This window comes from Flavobacterium sp. KACC 22758 (assembly GCF_028736135.1).
Taxonomy (GTDB): domain Bacteria; phylum Bacteroidota; class Bacteroidia; order Flavobacteriales; family Flavobacteriaceae; genus Flavobacterium; species Flavobacterium johnsoniae.
In genome coordinates this window covers 985,748-1,003,277 of the sequence record NZ_CP117878.1, presented here as the reverse complement: position 1 = coordinate 1,003,277, position 17,530 = coordinate 985,748, and the positions used below count along the sequence as shown (strand labels likewise).

At 32.7% G+C, this 17,530-nt stretch carries 9 protein-coding genes; 1 reads left to right on the top strand and 8 read right to left on the bottom strand.

What is annotated here, in order from left to right; translation table 11 throughout:
- The first annotated feature begins 83 nt into the window (after positions 1–83).
- Positions 84–1,178 carry a Ppx/GppA phosphatase family protein gene (locus PQ462_RS04405; protein ID WP_274252492.1) on the top strand — a complete coding sequence of 365 codons (1,095 nt, stop codon included), beginning with the start codon at positions 84–86 and terminating at the stop codon, positions 1,176–1,178.
- Positions 1,179–1,717: 539 nt separating this feature from the next.
- Here the strand turns inward: PQ462_RS04405 and PQ462_RS04395 are convergent.
- The 8 genes from PQ462_RS04395 to PQ462_RS04360 form a co-directional block, all read right to left on the bottom strand.
- On the bottom strand, positions 1,718–6,397 hold the full coding sequence (locus tag PQ462_RS04395) for a hypothetical protein (protein WP_274252491.1): 4,680 nt from the start codon (positions 6,395–6,397) through the stop codon (positions 1,718–1,720).
- A 93-nt stretch (positions 6,398–6,490) separates the two neighbouring features.
- Entirely contained in the window at positions 6,491–8,947 is a 2,457-nt protein-coding gene (locus tag PQ462_RS04390) for a hypothetical protein (protein ID WP_274252490.1), read from the bottom strand.
- 7 nt (positions 8,948–8,954) lie between these two features.
- Positions 8,955–10,298, bottom strand: coding sequence for a PKD domain-containing protein (locus PQ462_RS04385; RefSeq protein WP_274252489.1), 1,344 nt, complete (start codon positions 10,296–10,298; stop codon positions 8,955–8,957).
- A 59-nt stretch (positions 10,299–10,357) separates the two neighbouring features.
- A complete protein-coding gene (locus PQ462_RS04380) occupies positions 10,358–11,374 on the bottom strand; it encodes a hypothetical protein (protein WP_274252488.1) in 1,017 nt (338 codons plus the stop codon).
- 29 nt (positions 11,375–11,403) lie between these two features.
- On the bottom strand, positions 11,404–12,240 hold the full coding sequence (locus PQ462_RS04375) for a hypothetical protein (protein WP_274252487.1): 837 nt from the start codon (positions 12,238–12,240) through the stop codon (positions 11,404–11,406).
- Between the two features lie 105 nt (positions 12,241–12,345).
- The gene (locus PQ462_RS04370; RefSeq protein ID WP_274252486.1) at positions 12,346–12,726 is read right to left on the bottom strand and encodes a hypothetical protein; all 381 of its coding nucleotides are present in this window, start codon (positions 12,724–12,726) and stop codon (positions 12,346–12,348) included.
- A 229-nt stretch (positions 12,727–12,955) separates the two neighbouring features.
- Complete coding sequence (locus PQ462_RS04365; protein ID WP_274252485.1) at positions 12,956–13,384, bottom strand: hypothetical protein; 429 nt, start codon at positions 13,382–13,384, stop codon at positions 12,956–12,958.
- Positions 13,372–17,529: a fibronectin type III domain-containing protein gene (locus tag PQ462_RS04360; RefSeq protein WP_274252484.1), complete on the bottom strand. Its 4,158-nt coding sequence runs from the start codon at positions 17,527–17,529 to the stop codon at positions 13,372–13,374. The genes PQ462_RS04365 and PQ462_RS04360 overlap by 13 nt, the downstream gene beginning before the upstream one ends.
- Position 17,530 lies beyond the last annotated feature (1 nt).

Here is a 17,530-nt window from a genome sequence, read left to right as displayed (position 1 = left end):
GATAAATATTTGATTGGTTTTATTTGCGTTCTTAAGATAAAAAACAATAATTTATTTAAAATTATAATATAATCGTAATAACAATGCTTAAAAGACACAACCCCCAAATTCTATTTTTTATTCTTTTAAATTTATTTTTTTCCATCAATGTATTTTCTCAAAAAAGTATTTATGCTGGAATTGAAATTGGAAGAAGAGCTATAAAAGTTTCAGTTATTGATGTAAACAATATCAAAAAAGCTGACTATAAAATCCTTTCTTTCTGGACAGAAAGAATTCCTTTTGCTGATCATATTGCTGCATCAAACGCACTTCCTCAGGAAGATATAAACAGAGCAAGCGTTATTGTCAGTGATCAATTAAAAAAAATAAGATCTGAATATAAAATTCTTGAAGAAAACATTTTTATCGTTGCAGCTCCGGTTTTTCAATCTGCTCGTAATATTGATGTTTTAAAAAACAAAATCGCTTCTCTTACAAATAAACAACTTGAAGTTCTAGATGTTAACGAAGAAGCAAAAACACTTGTAAAAGGTGCTATTCCTCCGGTTGATTACGCTAATGCTTTCCTTCTTGATATTGGTGCTCAAACTACAAAAGGCGGTTATATTGACGAACTTAAAGACAACAAATTAGAGTTTATTCCTCTTGAACTGGATTTTGGAACAATGACTCTTACAGATGCTGTACAAAAAACAGTTGTAAATCCATCTCAGGCAAATGACATGTCTGCTTATCAGGAAAAATCTTTTGACTTTAACTCCGTTCTTCGTAAAAAAGTAAAAGACTTATTTGACAAAAATCCTCTTTTATTCAAAAAAGATAAAATGTATTTATCAGGTGGTGCTGTTTGGGCATTTTCTACTTTGTACTACAATGAAAACGTAAAAGAACATTATATTGCTTTAACTCTGCAAGACGTTATTGATTATGATGCAATTCTAAAAAATAATTTTGGTAAGTTTACTGCTCTTGCAAAAACCAATTCAGAAGCAGCAAGAGTTTTAAGCACTTACGAACAGAAATACTTAATCTCTGCAAACAATATTCTTGTTTCTTGTCTGGAAGCTATGCCAAACTTAGATACAAAGAAAATATACTTTGTAAAAGAAGGACAAGTAACATGGCTTATCTCATTTATAGCAGAACGTTCTAAAAAAGTAAACACTAATTTTTAAAACATTTCTGTTTTTACAATTTTTTAAAAGGCTTCAGAAAATCTGAGGCCTTTTTTATTTTGGTTTTATATTAAACGAGTTGTTTTATTTCGCTTAGAAACTCAAATTCGTCTAAAGGAAAAAGCTGCAGCACTACTTCGAGCATTAGCGCAACATTAATAGATTGGTCTTTTCTTGTTTCCGAAATTTTATGTTCCTCATGTTCTAGTGCCAAATACAAAGTTTCAGCATATTTGTTATAACACAGCCTAACTCATAATAATCTAATACCTTAACCTCTGCGGTATAACAATCTTTTTCATCTTTTGCTGGTTTTAAAGTATTTAGAAACTCTGATGTGAATTTTTTAATATCTTCTAAATTTTAAATTTCATTCATTTTTCATCAGATTAAAATTACATTTTTATAAAAAACAAATTTGATGATATTCTAATTCAATTCGGTTATCTTATATGATAATCAAGAAAATAAAAAAGTGTAAAAAAAAAATGCCGCTTAAAAATTAAGTGGCATTTTCTTTTTCATTGAATAATTTTAACCTATCTAAAATTATTATTGTTTTTGTATTTGTAAACAAACTCATTTGCCTGTTTATTTCCCGGTAAATTATACTTCATTACTATTTCGTAATTTCCGTATCGCATAAACTGGAAATTGTTGTTTATAAAACGCTGGGCAATTGCCACAGCACCTGCTTCGCCATTTACATAAGAGTTTACAATTTGATTGCTTAAATCAACCCAGTCTTGTTTGTAAAGCAGCGGCATATTATACTTAAACGGGAAATTTCCTTTTGTCCACGACTGGTTAACGTCATTTTCTATACTTGTCATATAATACGCATTAAGCGGAATTGCTTTTGCAGGAATAACGCCTAACTCACTTGTATCTCTGTTACTTATCGCAAAACTACCGTTTAAAGGATAATCTTTGTATAAATAAGGATAAATATCTGTTGCATAATATTGATCGTTTAGTTTCGATTCTGCCGTTACAAGTGCTTTACCATCGCTGTACGTTACGCCGCTCAACTCAACTAAATCAAATGCTTCCTGACTCGAAATGGTATTGGTTAAATAAATAACATCTGAATACAGAATTCCAAAATTATAGTTTTGTGTATTTATTGCATTCATTTTAGAAGCAAAGGTTTTGTATTTACTTGTATTAAACGAATAGTTCAAACGGTCAATACTTCCTTCGGCTTTAGACAACGCATCGGCTTGATTTTCTTTTATCTGAATATCATTTCCTTCATCGCTGATTGTATTTGTTTTTGTATTTGATGTTGTGCTTTTCGCCGTATTTTGCTTCAAATTACTAACAATTGAAAAATTGTATTTCTTGTCCTGATCGATGTTTGGCAGGTTGTAATACACTTCGTTTGAACTTGTATCATAATTAAAGGCAACAGGTTTTGAATTAGAAGTTCCGTCCTGATCCATTTTTATACTGGTTTCCCAATTTGCATCTTCAAACAAATAATCCTGACCTCGTTTCAGCTGAATGTAACCTTTTGGATATTCTTCTTCAAGGAAATATTTTTGATCTACAATTGGATACGAATATTTAATATTTGTAAGCGGAATATGGTTTGGCGCACCTCCTGTGGTAAACAACCTTTCTTCATATTCGGTAGCTATTTTTCCATCTACTTTTACTGGCTGGAAAGTACCGTTTACCATTTTTTGAAAGCTTACCTCAACCTGAACTTTTAATTCTTTATGCGGAGGCAGAATATCTGTTGAAACAAAGTTAACTCTGTCTTTCATAGAACTCCATTCAAAAACACCCGGAATTTCTTTTGCACCGTCAAATACTTTAAATTTCTCTAAAATTACTTTATAAGTTACATCGCCTGAGTCTTCTGGAATTACAAAAGCTTCATTTACTTTCATTGAAAATGCTGCCTGCGGTACGGCAAAAACATCTACGTCTGTCGAGCTTTGTTTTGGCGTTACATCGGTTATTAGTTTAATTCCTCCTAATGGTAATGCATTTTCAAATTGGCATTCTTCTCCTAATTCAAATTTAAAACGGAATTTCCCTTTTATCAGTCCTCCCAATATATTCATATTTCCGGCCATGTATCCTCGCATCCAAACCGGATTTGGCAGTTTTGCCTGTAATAAAACAGCGGCTCCTCCTGAAATAATTGGCACTTTTAATTTTAAGAATGATAGTTTAATTCTAATTCCTAATTCTCCCTGCAGGTAAGCATACGATTGTCCGTTAGCATACCATCCGTTTATACCTACACGATCTCCTGTATTCGAACATCTTGCTTCCTGATAATCTTTAAGCATGATATCGAATCCCATTCCTGCCTGAAAACGTGCGTAAAAAAGTAAGAAACTTAAATCTCCTGTATCAAAATCTAAACTGGCTCCAAAGGCTAAACCTCCTCCGTTTGCCAATGCGTTTTCATCGCGCATATAATCCAGTTCTTTTAAATCGACACCTAAAATCTGAGCAACCTGAGGCGGTGGCGGCGGACTTCCCGGAAGTACTGTTCCGGCCATAAAGTAGCTTGTTGTTTTTAAATACATTCCGGCTACTCCTATTTTTATACCGCATCGGTCATCTGGTGTTCCCATGTACATGTACCAGTCTTTTGGATCTTTGTGAAAAACGCCCCAAACTGCTCGTCCCCCCGGTCCTATTCCCGAAAGAAAGTTTCCTGGTGTATTAATATAGACATCTGTTGTGGCATGCATCGATTTGTTTTCAAAATCAAATTCGATAGCGGCTGCCATTTTTATTCCGACCGCTGCAGACAAATCTCCCGGAATTGCTTCTTTTGCTTCTGGAATATATTTACTGGCAAAAGAGCCTTTAAGATCATTTTCTGTAATTCCTAAGAAACTTTTCTTTGCTGTAACGTTAGACGCTACTTTGCCCATTAAGTCGGTAACACTTTTAAGTCCCGGAATTTTAGCCATAACATTGGCTTTTCCAAAAATGGCTAATCTGTTTATTCCTCCTTTTGAGTTAAATGCAATTTCAAATCCTGCTTCACCATCACAGATTGTTTCTGAACCTACATGAAAATAAATTAAGGCTTTGACTCCCAGACTTACTTTTTCATTTGGAGTATAACTCAATCCCGAAGGTGAAAAATCGCCGATTGCAATATCTTGATTTCTGCTCATTTTGTAATAAGCTCCACCTCCAAAACCATTAATCATAAAAGGTGCAGGAGTTGGCGGCCATTTAACTGCTGCATCAAAATACCAATATCTAAAAGTGGTACGTCCAAAAATAGCTTTTGCTTTTACATTAACAATACCGGCAACATCAACTTCAAGATCTGCATTGAATCCATCTCCGTATACAGGATCTTTTTCCATTAAAATCAAACCTCCGTTAATGGTTAGACCACTAAACTTACAGTTAATATTAATGGCAGAAAGATCTAGACCGTCATATCGGCTTCTCTGCCTGTATCCGTCGTCGTACATTTTACCTTTTATCCCAATTCTGGCTGTGGCACCGGCACCAATGCTTTCCATCAGGTTAATTCCTAAATCAAAATCAATTCTGGAATTGTCTCCATTAATGGCAACATTTATATTTCCAATAGAAACCGGAAAGTTTCCAAAGGCAACTGTGCCTTTATACCCCATATTTCGAACCGAAATAATAGGCGAAACGGTTTGTAACTGCAGATTTTCAAAAGTAATACCTTTAAAATCTACAGTACGTTTTCCTTCTACATCTTTATCGTCTGTTGCTCCTTTATTGGTCCCAAAAGAAACAGAACCATTTAAGTTTGCTTTGGGCAAAAAGCGTCCGTTAACTAATTTTAATTCAACCGAACTGTTAGGCAGTAATAAGGCTTTTGCTTTCCAAATATCAAAGGCTATGGAATCTTTTGTTATAACAACTAGTTGCTGTTCTTCCATAGAGATAAAACCGTTGTATTCTAAACCGGCTCTATTGGTTTGTTTTTGTTTAGCCGCAGTATTTGATGCTCCATCTCCTGACGCATTTGCAGCCGGAGCGGCAGCGGTTTCTTTTTTCTCTGTGCCGGCTTTACTAATTGGTAAAAGAATCTGTCCTTTTAAATTTGCTTTTACAAAAGTATTTGCCGCAATTGTAACATCGATATGGTCTAAGGAATAAGCCCAGGATTTTTCCTGACTTGTGATACCTCTGTCTAAAGGAAAAACATTATCTGCATAAAAAGTTCCTGAAACTCCATATTTATCAATAATAAGGTTTTGAGCTCCTACATGAAGTCTTTCTTTGCTTGACGCTGTATCTGTGGTTTGAAATTCTTTTGGCAGACCTACATCAAAAGTCTGAACAAATACTCCTTTCCATGCTTCCTGACTGGGTACTAAAAGTGCATTTTTTGCATAATATTCTGGAAAAACAACTACAGGATCGTTTTTTAAATCACTTAAATCCAGTACTGCATTATTTACCAAAAACTGAAAATTACCATCAAAGTCTTTTCCGTTTCGTTTGTCTTTCAAAACAAAAGGCTGCAGGCTTACATTTACCAGAATATCATTCCAGCTTCCTGCTGTAAAACTGAACTCTCCTCTAACTCTATTGGGAATTTGAACTGTTTTTCCGTTGTAATATGTTTTTGGAATTGTAGTTTTTGCTTCATCAACCGTTTTTGTTAATGGATCTATTGGCAGAATTAAATTTCTTGAAAACTCAACCGCTCCTGAAACTTTCATTTCTTTAAATCCATCACAGTCAATTTTTACATAGGTAAGATCATTTACATTTCCGGTTGCCATGTCGAAACCTCCATATAATGAAAGCTGCCATTTATTATCGCTGAACGGAATATCGACATTGCCCAGCAACACTAATTTTGCTTCGCCCATAATACCTCCCTGATGCGATAATTTAACATTATCTGCACCAAAAAAGAGCTGCATAGGCTGTCCGTTTTTATCTTTCTGCGGAATATCAACGCGGCAAAAAACAGTCAAAGTTGTGTACTCTGGAGTAAAAGTTGCCTTCGTAATCCCAATAGAGTATTGAATATTATTTACCGTATTACGAATACCTATTGGCAGTTCTACCAAATCCTGATTCGAAAATTTATCTACCCAGCGGTCAGATGCTTCGATCTTTTCGATAGAACTCGAAGCTGCACCTAATTCTTTTGGAGGTGCAATGTCCTGTCCATAAGAAAAAACAACCGAAAGCAAGATAAGTAACGATGCGAAATGTATTTTGTAATTTTTTTTCATAAGCAAATAATTCTGTTTTTTTGAAAAATAAAGCATACCTATTTCTTTTATATTTTTATACTCTCATTTTATTTAAGAGCACCTATTTTGTCTTTAATTGTTCTTTAAAAATTTAAAATCAACCTCATCATCTTTTACATTTTTAAGTGCTAAATCATGATAAAAAGGAATCAATTTTATTTTTATTTCTTCGATAGTTTCTGTTTCTGTCTTTTTCTCTTTCATCATCTTGAAGAAATGCCCAAGTTCTTCTTTATTAAAAACCGAGAGATTTTCATTTTGATGAATTTGATCTACAGGTGTATTTGAAAGTATCGTAATTTCATTAATCATCCATCTATGAACTAATAAAGGCTGTAACTTTTTATTTTTTCGTTCTACCAGTTTTAAATAAGAATTATAACTTACTTTATCTGTTACATCTTTTTCATTTACGCCGTGCATTTTATGTTTATTTACTCTTCCAAGAGCCATAACATAATCATTTTCAAACCCTTCGTCTTTACGAATCATTTCTTCTCTTAAACTTTTTGCAGTATCAAGAAGATATTTATTGTATTTATCTAAGATGTCGTTATTTAAATCATAAGCTTTTAAATAATTCAATGCTTTTTCTTTGAAGCTTTGATCATCAGGAGTCAAAGTTGTAAGGGTAAGTAAATGCTGTAAATCATCTGAATCTTCTTTTGGCATTGGGCGAAGTGCAGACTGCATATCCTGAAGCTGTTTTATAATTTCGTCTCTGGTGCCTTCGTAAGTTTTGTCTTTATGATTTATTTTTAGAACAGGGTTTAAAACCGTTTCTTTTTCTTTCTTAGGTTCTTTTTTAGCAGGCAGTTTGATTTTATCAAGCGAACAGGAATAATTTAGAGTTGCTGTTAAATCATTGAATTTTTGAGTGTTTGTACTGCTTCGAAACATTGAAATAATATTTAAACTAAAGTTGTGTCTTTCGAGCATTACGTAACTATTGTTAAACTTAACTCCAAACACAGAACTCGAATTCATATTTCCCTGCGTGTTATTGTACAGAAACCCAAGATTGGTATTCAGCTTGTCTTTGAATAATTTTTTTGAAGCTCCAACCGAAGCTCCCATCGAAGAATTATTGTTTCTGCTTACTTGATTATTGGTATAATTAAGTGAACTGTTTAAAGCAACTTTTGCTGCCAGAAAACTAACTGTATGCGCCAAATTATAATTCTGAACTGTACTTGCCTGACCTTTACGAATTACACCTCCCTGTTCATTGGCCTGACCGGCGATGCTGTAATTGAAATTCAGATTTTGATTTCTCTTTTTTCCAAAAGCATACGACATATTCATATTGGCATTTTGAGACAACTGCCTATAATCTAAAGTATCTGACGGTACTACATTTGGATTGTTTATTAACTCAAACTGATCTAATTTTTTATTGGTATAGGTTGAAAAATTAGAATAACTACCGGTAATATTTAATTGATCTGTTACTCTGTAATTCATGTTAATAGATCCTACTACACGTTTTGTATCCTGTTTTTTTACTTTTTCAAGATCGTCTCTTTGAAATCCTAAACTGGTTGAAATGGTAATTTTATCCTGATAAAATGGACGCGCAAATCGCAGCGATATGTTTTCTAAATCATTATTAAAATATAACGCTCCCAAAGTGTTATAATTAGGATCGATGCGTTCGTATGTTAATCCTACTGTACTTTTTTGAATGTTATAATCAAAATTAACGTTGAAGGCATTCATAAAACTTGTCGTTTCTTTACTAGAAAAGACTTTATCTCTAAAACCTCCGCCCGAAATAGTTTTACTTCGAATGTCATCTGTTAAAACAGATAAGGCATACTCTACATTTAAATTTAAGTTTCTGACTAATGATGTACTGAAAATTAAACTGTTTACAAAGTTTTCTTTTGGTGTAACTCCTCTGTCATTTACCATATTTAGGGAGTTGACATCGTCTTTTGCATAAAATCCAATCCAGCCTAGTTTATATTGGGCTTTCTCAAACCCTACTTTTGCTCCATAACCAAAACGCTGGTATACCGGAACTCCCCCTAAAGCATTTTCTTCTGAAACGGCTTTAAGCAGCTGTCCTCCCATTAAGGATATTTTAAAGGGGCTTCTTGGTGTAAGTTCCAATCCAACTCCTTTAAACGGATAACCGCTTAATGTGTAGGGAGAAAATGTCATGCTCACATTTCCTATATAGGCTTTTACCCATTTGTATTTGGGCATAATGCTTAATCTGTTAAAATCAAATGGGGCTGTATAGCCTAAATTATTTCCTTGATTGGTAATACTATAAGAGATCGGAACGCTAAAATTAAAAGCACTGACGTTTAAATTTCCTGAAAACAGGTAAGTAAAAGGTTCACGCGAATTTTCCATATTAGAAGTATAGTACATCATATTGGCATTGATATTCCCTGTTACTTTAAAATTTGGTTTATAAAAATTCTCTAAATCTACATCCTGTGCATATCCTTTCCTGCAAAAACAACAGGCAAAAACAATACATAACCAAAACAAGATTTTATTATTCTTTATCTTCATTTATTGGTTATTGTTTTTGGACTTTGATATCACATAAAATGTAAGAACTTGTGCCGTTCTTTACCATTTCTTTAATTTTAATAGCGCCTTTTCTGCCGTCTTGTGTTTTAAATAAAATTATTCTTGGATAGGTAAAACCGAATTCCTGTGCTCCTGCAGCGGTATAACTTATGTTTAATGATTTAATTGGTGTATCATTTACCATGGCATCAAATTGTGACTCAGTAAAATTTAAACCGCAGTTACATAAATTTTGAGAGTTTACAAAAATGGTGCTTTGTGCATTTTTTAATGCTAAAAAACCATAGTTGTTTGCCTGATCCGGTGATATAAATCTATTGTAAGTAAAATTGCTGTTTAAACCCTGAAAAACAATATCTACTAAACTGCTGTTCTGATCGTTAATTTCATTTGCTTTATAAACCTGACGCGTTACTGTTGAGAACATAGCGCCAATATTATTATTGTTATGCGCCGAATTTATTCCCAATTTTATGTTCGTTAAAGTACGCAGATTGGTATCTGGAAGAACTGTAATAGTTGATTTAAAAACCTGACTTGTTTTATCGTTAAAAGCTTCTAAAGTCACTTCATGAGTACCTGGGTTTGTAAATATAACAGTTGGATTTTCTTCTGTAGAAACGGCTGGATTACCGCCTTCAAAACTCCATTTATAACTTGTCGCACTAACTGATTTATTAGTGAAAATAATTTTTACTGGAGCTTCGTAATCATCATCTTCAAAACTTGGCTCGTAGGTAAATAAGCTTACTAAATAGGGATTAACAGTAATTGTTTTTGTTTGTTTTTCAGATTCAAAACCATTAGAAACGGTCAATGTTATAGTATGTTCTCCCGGAGTTGTAAACACCACATTTGGCGGTGTTTTCCCAGTGAAAGAGGCTGGAGATCCATCCTGAAATTCCCATTTATAAGTTAATCCTTCTCCAATAGTAGAATTCTTTATAATTACCTCAACAGGAGAATAATTGCTTTTTACAATTTCATGAGTAAACTCAATATTGATTCCATCTTTAATTACTACAGTTTTCGTAAATTCTCTACTCTCACCATCTACATTTTTTGCTGTCAATTTAATGGTATAAGTGCCTTGTTTGCTGTATAAAATCTCACCTGGATTTTTAAAATTTGATGCAGAAGGGTTTCCGCCTTCAAACGTCCATTCATAAGTATCTGCACCTGTTATTTTGTTATCTATTTCAATAATAACGGGTATAGATTCATCCTGATTGGCATACGAAGTCGTAAAATCACCTTCTATAGCTATAGCAGTCTCCTGATAACATGAAGCAGCGATAATAAGTAAGAATAAGAGTAAAGTTTTTTTCATTCAGTGCATTTTAAAACACTGCAGTTATTAAAACACTGCAGTGGTTTTTTGATTTATTATTACTGCGCTGCTGCAGCAAATTTTGTCTGGAAATCGGAAATTTTAATTAAATAATCACTATTTGCTATGTATATATCGTTTCCTTTTATTCTTATTGCTTTAATATCTGCTGAAGGAAAGCCATAGAAAGAATTATCTTTTCTAACATCAAATTGTCCTTCTTTGAAAGAAGCTAACCTATTGTTTTGAAGATTTAATTTTGCTATCCCTTTATCTTCAATTAAAACATACAATTCGTTTTTAGAATCGAAAGCAATATCTACAAAAGTTTCTGTTGTACTCGAAAGTATAGTGGTTACTTTCCACTCATTATTAATATATTCTAATTTTCGTATATTAGAATTCAAAAATGATACTCCGTTTCCTGAATCCAAATTATCTATTAAGTATAAAATATTATTTTGAGGAAGTATTTTAGTTACTACACTAAAGCCTGCATTTAATCCTGTTCCGTCTTTGATTTCGTTTTTTTCTGACCCTGCAACAAAGACATCGCCATTTAATTCCGGTATAAATCTTTTTATCTGCTTATTGTTAAAATCATATACAAAGTAAGTGTTATCATTGTTTTCAGCAATTGACCAAAGTCTGATACCAGCTGCAAAAGGAGAACTTATGGGTTTCATGGTATAAAAAAGATTCAATTCTGAGAAATTCTTCTCAAAACGATATATTTTATCTTTGTTCAAATCATTCCATGGAGCAATTACAAAAATCTCATCTGTTTTTGAAATTGACAGTTTGCTATTATAAAAAACTGCGTCACTAAAAGCTTTAAGTGAACTAACTTTACCAGTTAAATCAATTTTTTTTAATTCAAAATCTCTTTCTCCAAATTGATAAACTGTATTATCATTTCCAATAACAAAATCACTTGTATAAGGAACATTAACTACATATTCAGCTGTTATTGTTCGTTTGTCAACGGGATTTGAATCTTTTTCTGAATCTGAACTGCAACTGCCTAAAACCATAAAAAGCTGTAACATTGCTGCTAATAAAACTTTTTTCTTCATTTTTATCATTTATTATATTAATTCGTTATTTAATTGCGTCTAAGGTGACTTCCTAAAGCATAGCCATTACCAACCAAAACTCTTACGATATTCATAGCAGTAACATCATTGCTCATTTTATAACCTACTGGGTTCCCTGTATTATCAAAAGCTGCTTTAAACACTTTTCCGTTGAATGTAATCACTTCTTGATTTAATAATTTTTCATATCCAGAGAACATACCGCCTCTGGCAAACCATGTTCCGATTAAATTATTATCAAGGTCTAAAACTTCATATTTTAAATCTCCATTTGAAGAAGGCGAAGTCATTCTTATATATCCTATTCTTTTATCTTCCGGATCCGGATTTTGTGCTTTTATACTATAAATAACACCAAAATCATCAATTCCTATTTTATAAGTGTCTGCAATATTCTCTGCGTTGTCAATTTCATCCTGAACTCCATATCTTTTCGCAGAAATACCAGTCAATTCGCCATTGATAAAATTTTCTAAGGCTGTTTTATTTAAACCTTCGGCATTGATATAATTTCTGTCGAATAGCTCATACACAACGCTTCTGGCATAATTGAAAGCACTGAATTTTCTGCTTTTGAATTCTAATTCATTATATCTTCCTGTTTTCTCATCTTGCAATTCAATCCAAGGCAATACTAAGGATTCTTCATTTGTAGCTTTTTTTAATTCTACTATAACTGCATAACTTTTGTCTAAACTTAAAATCTTAAAAAAGGGCTTTTTGCCTTCTATAAAACCTATTGTTTTATCATCTAATTTTATTTCTTGTTTGTCTATTTTTATTTTTTGTGCAAAGCTTTGAATGCTGATTAGCATTATTATCAGGAGTAAAAGATTTTTTTTCATGCTATTCACTGTGTTTTTTTTGCAATATTTTACTTGCATTTCCTAGGTTTGCTGAATTTGTAAACCAAGCCAAAAGAAGAAATAATATTTGAAAGATTCTTGTAACTAAATAATTTCTTCAAGTTTATAAACTTCTCCCCAACTATATTGTAAGCGACTATCATTAATGTTAAAGGGAATAATTGAACTATTTTTTTCGGTAGCCAACCCTGTAAATATCCAAAACAAATCCTCAAACTTACAAACCAAATATCCTCTATCATTAAATGAGTAGTCTCCAACAATCTTATAATTTTGTAAATGCTTAACATCATTTTCATCCATAGGACGAAAGGCATCAACGATCTTTTTTGTTAGCTCAACTTTACCATTCTCAAAGAACTCTAGTTGATTTTGGTAGATTATACAAAAAAACAAACCACCTGCATGAAGATCAGTATTTGCTATTAAACTTGACTGGTACTTTTTATTAATTTCTATTTTCATTAGTAGATTATTAATGAGTGTATTCAATTTTTAAAGTTTTAGTTGGAATCGATGTATTCCTTTTCCAAAACCAGATAATATCTCCACTATGCTAAGTCTCCCGACTTCGTATTCTTTTCAATCTCCTACAAAACTCTTTTTTTTATATCAATGAACGTTTTCATATTTTAAATATCACCATCACTTTGGGCGCACGAGCAAGATGCTCGCGCTAGTAGGAAGATTGCATTTATTTTTTCCATGTTTTTTTCATTTTATCCCAAATGATACAATAAAATTTCAACAATAACTGATTGATAATCAAACAGAAAAAAATTAACACTTCTTCTATATTATCTCTCATAAATGAATGCGGATATTTATCTAATGAAAGGCTTTCATAATAACTTCGATGATAAAATAAATAAAGAGTAATACCAAGAAATACAACAATGCTAACTGCTGAAATTAATTTTGTTATACTATCATTTATGAAGTAAAAGATAAAAGTTAAAATTAAATTCCACTTGATTGTATAGAAAATATAGGTTCCAAGAATAAAAATAAAAAACCAACCTGAAGTAGTATTATTAATGAACCCAAAATTAAAAACTATAGCAATAATTATTATTAACTCTGAAAATAAAAAATAACCTAATAATTGCTTTACTTTTTCCATGTCTTCTTCATTTTTATGTTATATGTTAAAAAATCATCAAAAGGCTTGTAACCAAATTGATGTTGTAGAATCCATTGCGCTAAAACTCCACCTCGATAATTGTATTGAGCCAAAGTACTAGCTCCTTTAAATCCTAAGTCTTTTGTATAATCACTTTCAGAAACTCCAAATGTATCTAAATACTGAATAATTACAATAGCCTCGTATCCTATATTATCTCCCTCAATTATAGGTTTAAATTCTTTTACTGCAACTCTTGCTGCCTGAGTACCACCAATACAAAATAAACCAAGTCTATCTTCGTCTGCTTTTGTCAGAGCTGAAACCTCAAATCTTGGGAATGTTTCTGGATCAATTCCATCTTTAAACCAATCGTTATCGAGTGATCTATCCAAAAATTTACTATTATTAAGTTCCTCTTTAGGCTTACTCATTTTATATTGAAAAACTTGATCAACTAGTTTTATCATATTGTCAATATTTTGTTTCCCCGCTTCTGCTTTATATATAGCATCTGCAATGGTTTTAGTTTTATAGTATTTATCTCCCGTTTTTTTATAAAAATTATGTACAATCTCCGAACCTGCTTGTTCATAATTTTTATTTCCTTTTCCTAAGCCATACAAACTAATAAACCCTTTAGTTAAATTTGACAGACCCATAATTTTATATTCAAAAAAGTCTTGAATAAATTTCTCTGAGACATTGCCTAGCACTTTATTTTTGATTAAATCTGGCATCAATAATTTTTTCCCATCTAGTTTTTCTATTTCATAACCAAAGAAATAACCTGTAACAGAGAATGGTGTTAGATGTTCTTGATAAATTTCATTTTCATAATTATTCCACAAAGAAACTATTTCCTTATACATATCTATTCCTTCTTTAGTTGAAGGTGCTAAATCGACATTAGAAAATGTATCTTCCTTATTTTCTCTACCACCTCTTCTATCATTGTCTATTATAATCACCATTTCCTTAGTAATTTCATCTTTATCTGATGCAACAACAGATAATTCGTCAGGTAAACTGAAAGTCTTTTTATTTATTCTAAAAACGCCTGAAGGAATACTCTCACCTCCCCTCAGTTCAATACATTCTCTACAGCCTTCATGTACTCCTAAAGATTTTCCGTTTTCAAAAAGTTCGTTTTTATCATTGGCATAAATAAGTACGCCGCCTTTTTTAGAAGAAGTAAATCCCTTAAATGGTATGTTAAAATTACCATATGCATCGTATCCTCTATATCCAACCTTTTCGGTTCCATCTTTACTATCTATAGGGTAAAATAATTTCCCTGTATCGACATTTTGAATAATTGCCAATTGTCCTTTATGTTCTAACGGTTTTTCTCCTACAAAAGCAAATGGAACATAATTTGAATTAAGCATGATTTCGTTACCATCTAAGTCATAAAAAGATGTTCCTTGCTTATATTTATAAGCATTTTTTATACAAACGTAATCAACCTCACCAATAATCTTATACTCCCCACTACTCTGACTCTGAAAGGCATACAACTTAAACGCAGGATCATTAATCTGTTTCCAATCTTGATGGTTTAAAACTGTTCCCGAGCTATAATCCATTAAGAAATCAGTACTAGAATCTGTTGTTTTGTACTGCTCAAAAGGATGCTCGAGTTTAAAAATTCCGTGACCTAGTTCATGTGCAGGAGTTTTTGACAGCCCTGAATTAAATACATAACCAAACTGACCATTCAAACGCATATAACCCTGTTGTCCTGTACTCGAAGCTTTATCAGTTACAAATAAAACATAGTTATTATCTGTACTTTGATATAACCCATTTATAGCCTGTTGGTCTGCACTATAAGTAGAAGTAATTGTATTTTTATCCGTCTGAATTGTATTTCCTGAAACAACACTGCTAATATTGAGGATATCATCTTTCTTAAAGTTGATTTTAACCCCAACTTTACTGTAAATCTCTTGAGTCTTAGTAATAATATCATCAAGCTTTTTTTGAGAATTACCATCTGTAGGAACCAATGCAACATTAACATCTTTTGGCGAAATATGCACCAGCATAAATGCACCAATAACCTGCCATTTTTTACCTTGTTTTATAGTTGCTAATATCTGTTCTTCTGCGTAACTCAGATTTCCTTTTACAGTAAGATAGAATATTTTTTCTTTTCTTGTAAAATCGATTTTAGCTCCATTCTGCGTTTTAAAAACAATACTATCCAGATTTATTTTGGCATCTGTAAGGGTTACTGTAGCCAGCATTGTATCGGAATCGCCATTTAATACTGCTTTATAAGGCAGTACATTATCTCCAGCTTTGGCATATATTTTCTTTAAAGCAGCAGATGCATTTTCAGGCATTACATCAAAAGCATATTTACTTCCGTTTCCAGAAAAAGCAATCGAAATTCCTTTGGCAGTAAAGGCTGTCGCTTGACCACTTTTATCTACTCCATCTGTATTTTCAGGAGTAGGTTTTCCTCCTGCCGTTGCTATTGCAGGTTCATTGCTTCCGTTTCCATCTTTATCTACGGTATAAATATTTCCTTTGCTGTCTGTAATTACAGTATCTTTTCCACCTGGAATAGTTATTTGCTGGCCGTCTTTACCATTTACAAGAATATCTCCATTGGCATTGATTACAATATCTTTTACTTCAAACGGAACTGTTTCTTCGATTTGTCCTCCCTGACCTTCACCAGTAAAATCTTCAACATCTGTGATATTCTTCCAATCCGGATTATAGCTCGTCTCTACAATACCGCTTATTAATTGGTAATCGGTATTGATTACAATATCCTTAAACTCAACTGCTATTTTAGTATCAGCTAAATAAGGTACAATAATGTATCCTCTTCCTGAATATGGACTGTTTTGTCCTTGCAGTTCTAAAATAGTTACAGGGAAATCGCCAGCCTTAAATGTTTCACTCTGAATTAAATTCGTAAGCGGTTTTTGATTCTGAATATTTATTTGTGGTACAATACCGCAATTATAAGCAGGAACACCGCTGGTTTCTGTTGGTGTTGTAAAAGTGCTTATATTGGAATAAGTAAACGACTGAACCCCATCTTCGGCAGGATCACAACTTGAACCTACTCTAAACTGATAAGTAACTCCCGGTTCTAAATTGGTAATTAAACTCTGTCTGTTTAAACTATTTGACGAAAACCACTGGGCATTACGAACATCTTGTTTTTTGTACTGTACTTGATAACGTGTATGTTCTGGTATTCCTTCCCAGGTAATTTTTACACTTTTGGAACTCTGTGCTTCGCTTAGCAAAAATGTTGGTGCGGCACAGGAAGCGGTATATTTAAATGAATATATTTCACTATATCCGTCATTTTTAAAAATAGCATTCTCTGAAAGTCCTGTCGTAGAAATAGCTCTTACTCTCCATGCATAACGCAGTCCGGGAGTAAGGATTGGCATACTTAAATTATATAATAATGCAGTCCCAAATAAAGTTTCTTCATATAAAGTCGGCGACATTTGAAACCCAATCTGAGGATCTAATGACGGATCGAAAAGCTGTTTAAGCTCAAATTTATACGACACATTTGTTGCATTGATCTGACGTGGTGTCCATGTAAATAAAATATTAGGAAACTCTGTCGAAGCAATTTGTTCGTTTTTCTGCGGTGTATTTAATATTGGCGGATCATTTAATATCAGATACAAACTGGCGCAGCTTTTTTGAGATATTTTTTGATTGGTTACAAAATCATACATCTCAAAACAAAAATTATACATTCCTTCTGGTAAAGGATTTGCATATTGTGCTGCAGAAATTCCCTGCAGGTTATCCAGTCTGAAAAGTGATGCAATGTCTACATTGGTCAACGTTTGCAATTCACCTCCATTAATATATATAGGTCTTTGTTCCTGAGCGTAATCAGAAGTTTGGATATTTAGTCCGTTACCTTGTATATATAGTTTTAAACGTACTCGTCTCTGCGATATAGAAATATCTGTAGGGTTAATCAATAATTGCATCTTAGTATCCATGCTTGTGGCATAATCAGATATTTTGACGCTGTACGGGCTATTAAAAACTGGTGTTAACTGAACTGGATATAATTGTGCATATCCTGTTACATTAAAAACCAGGAATACAACAAATAAGTATATGCTATTGAAAAGGTTCTTCATT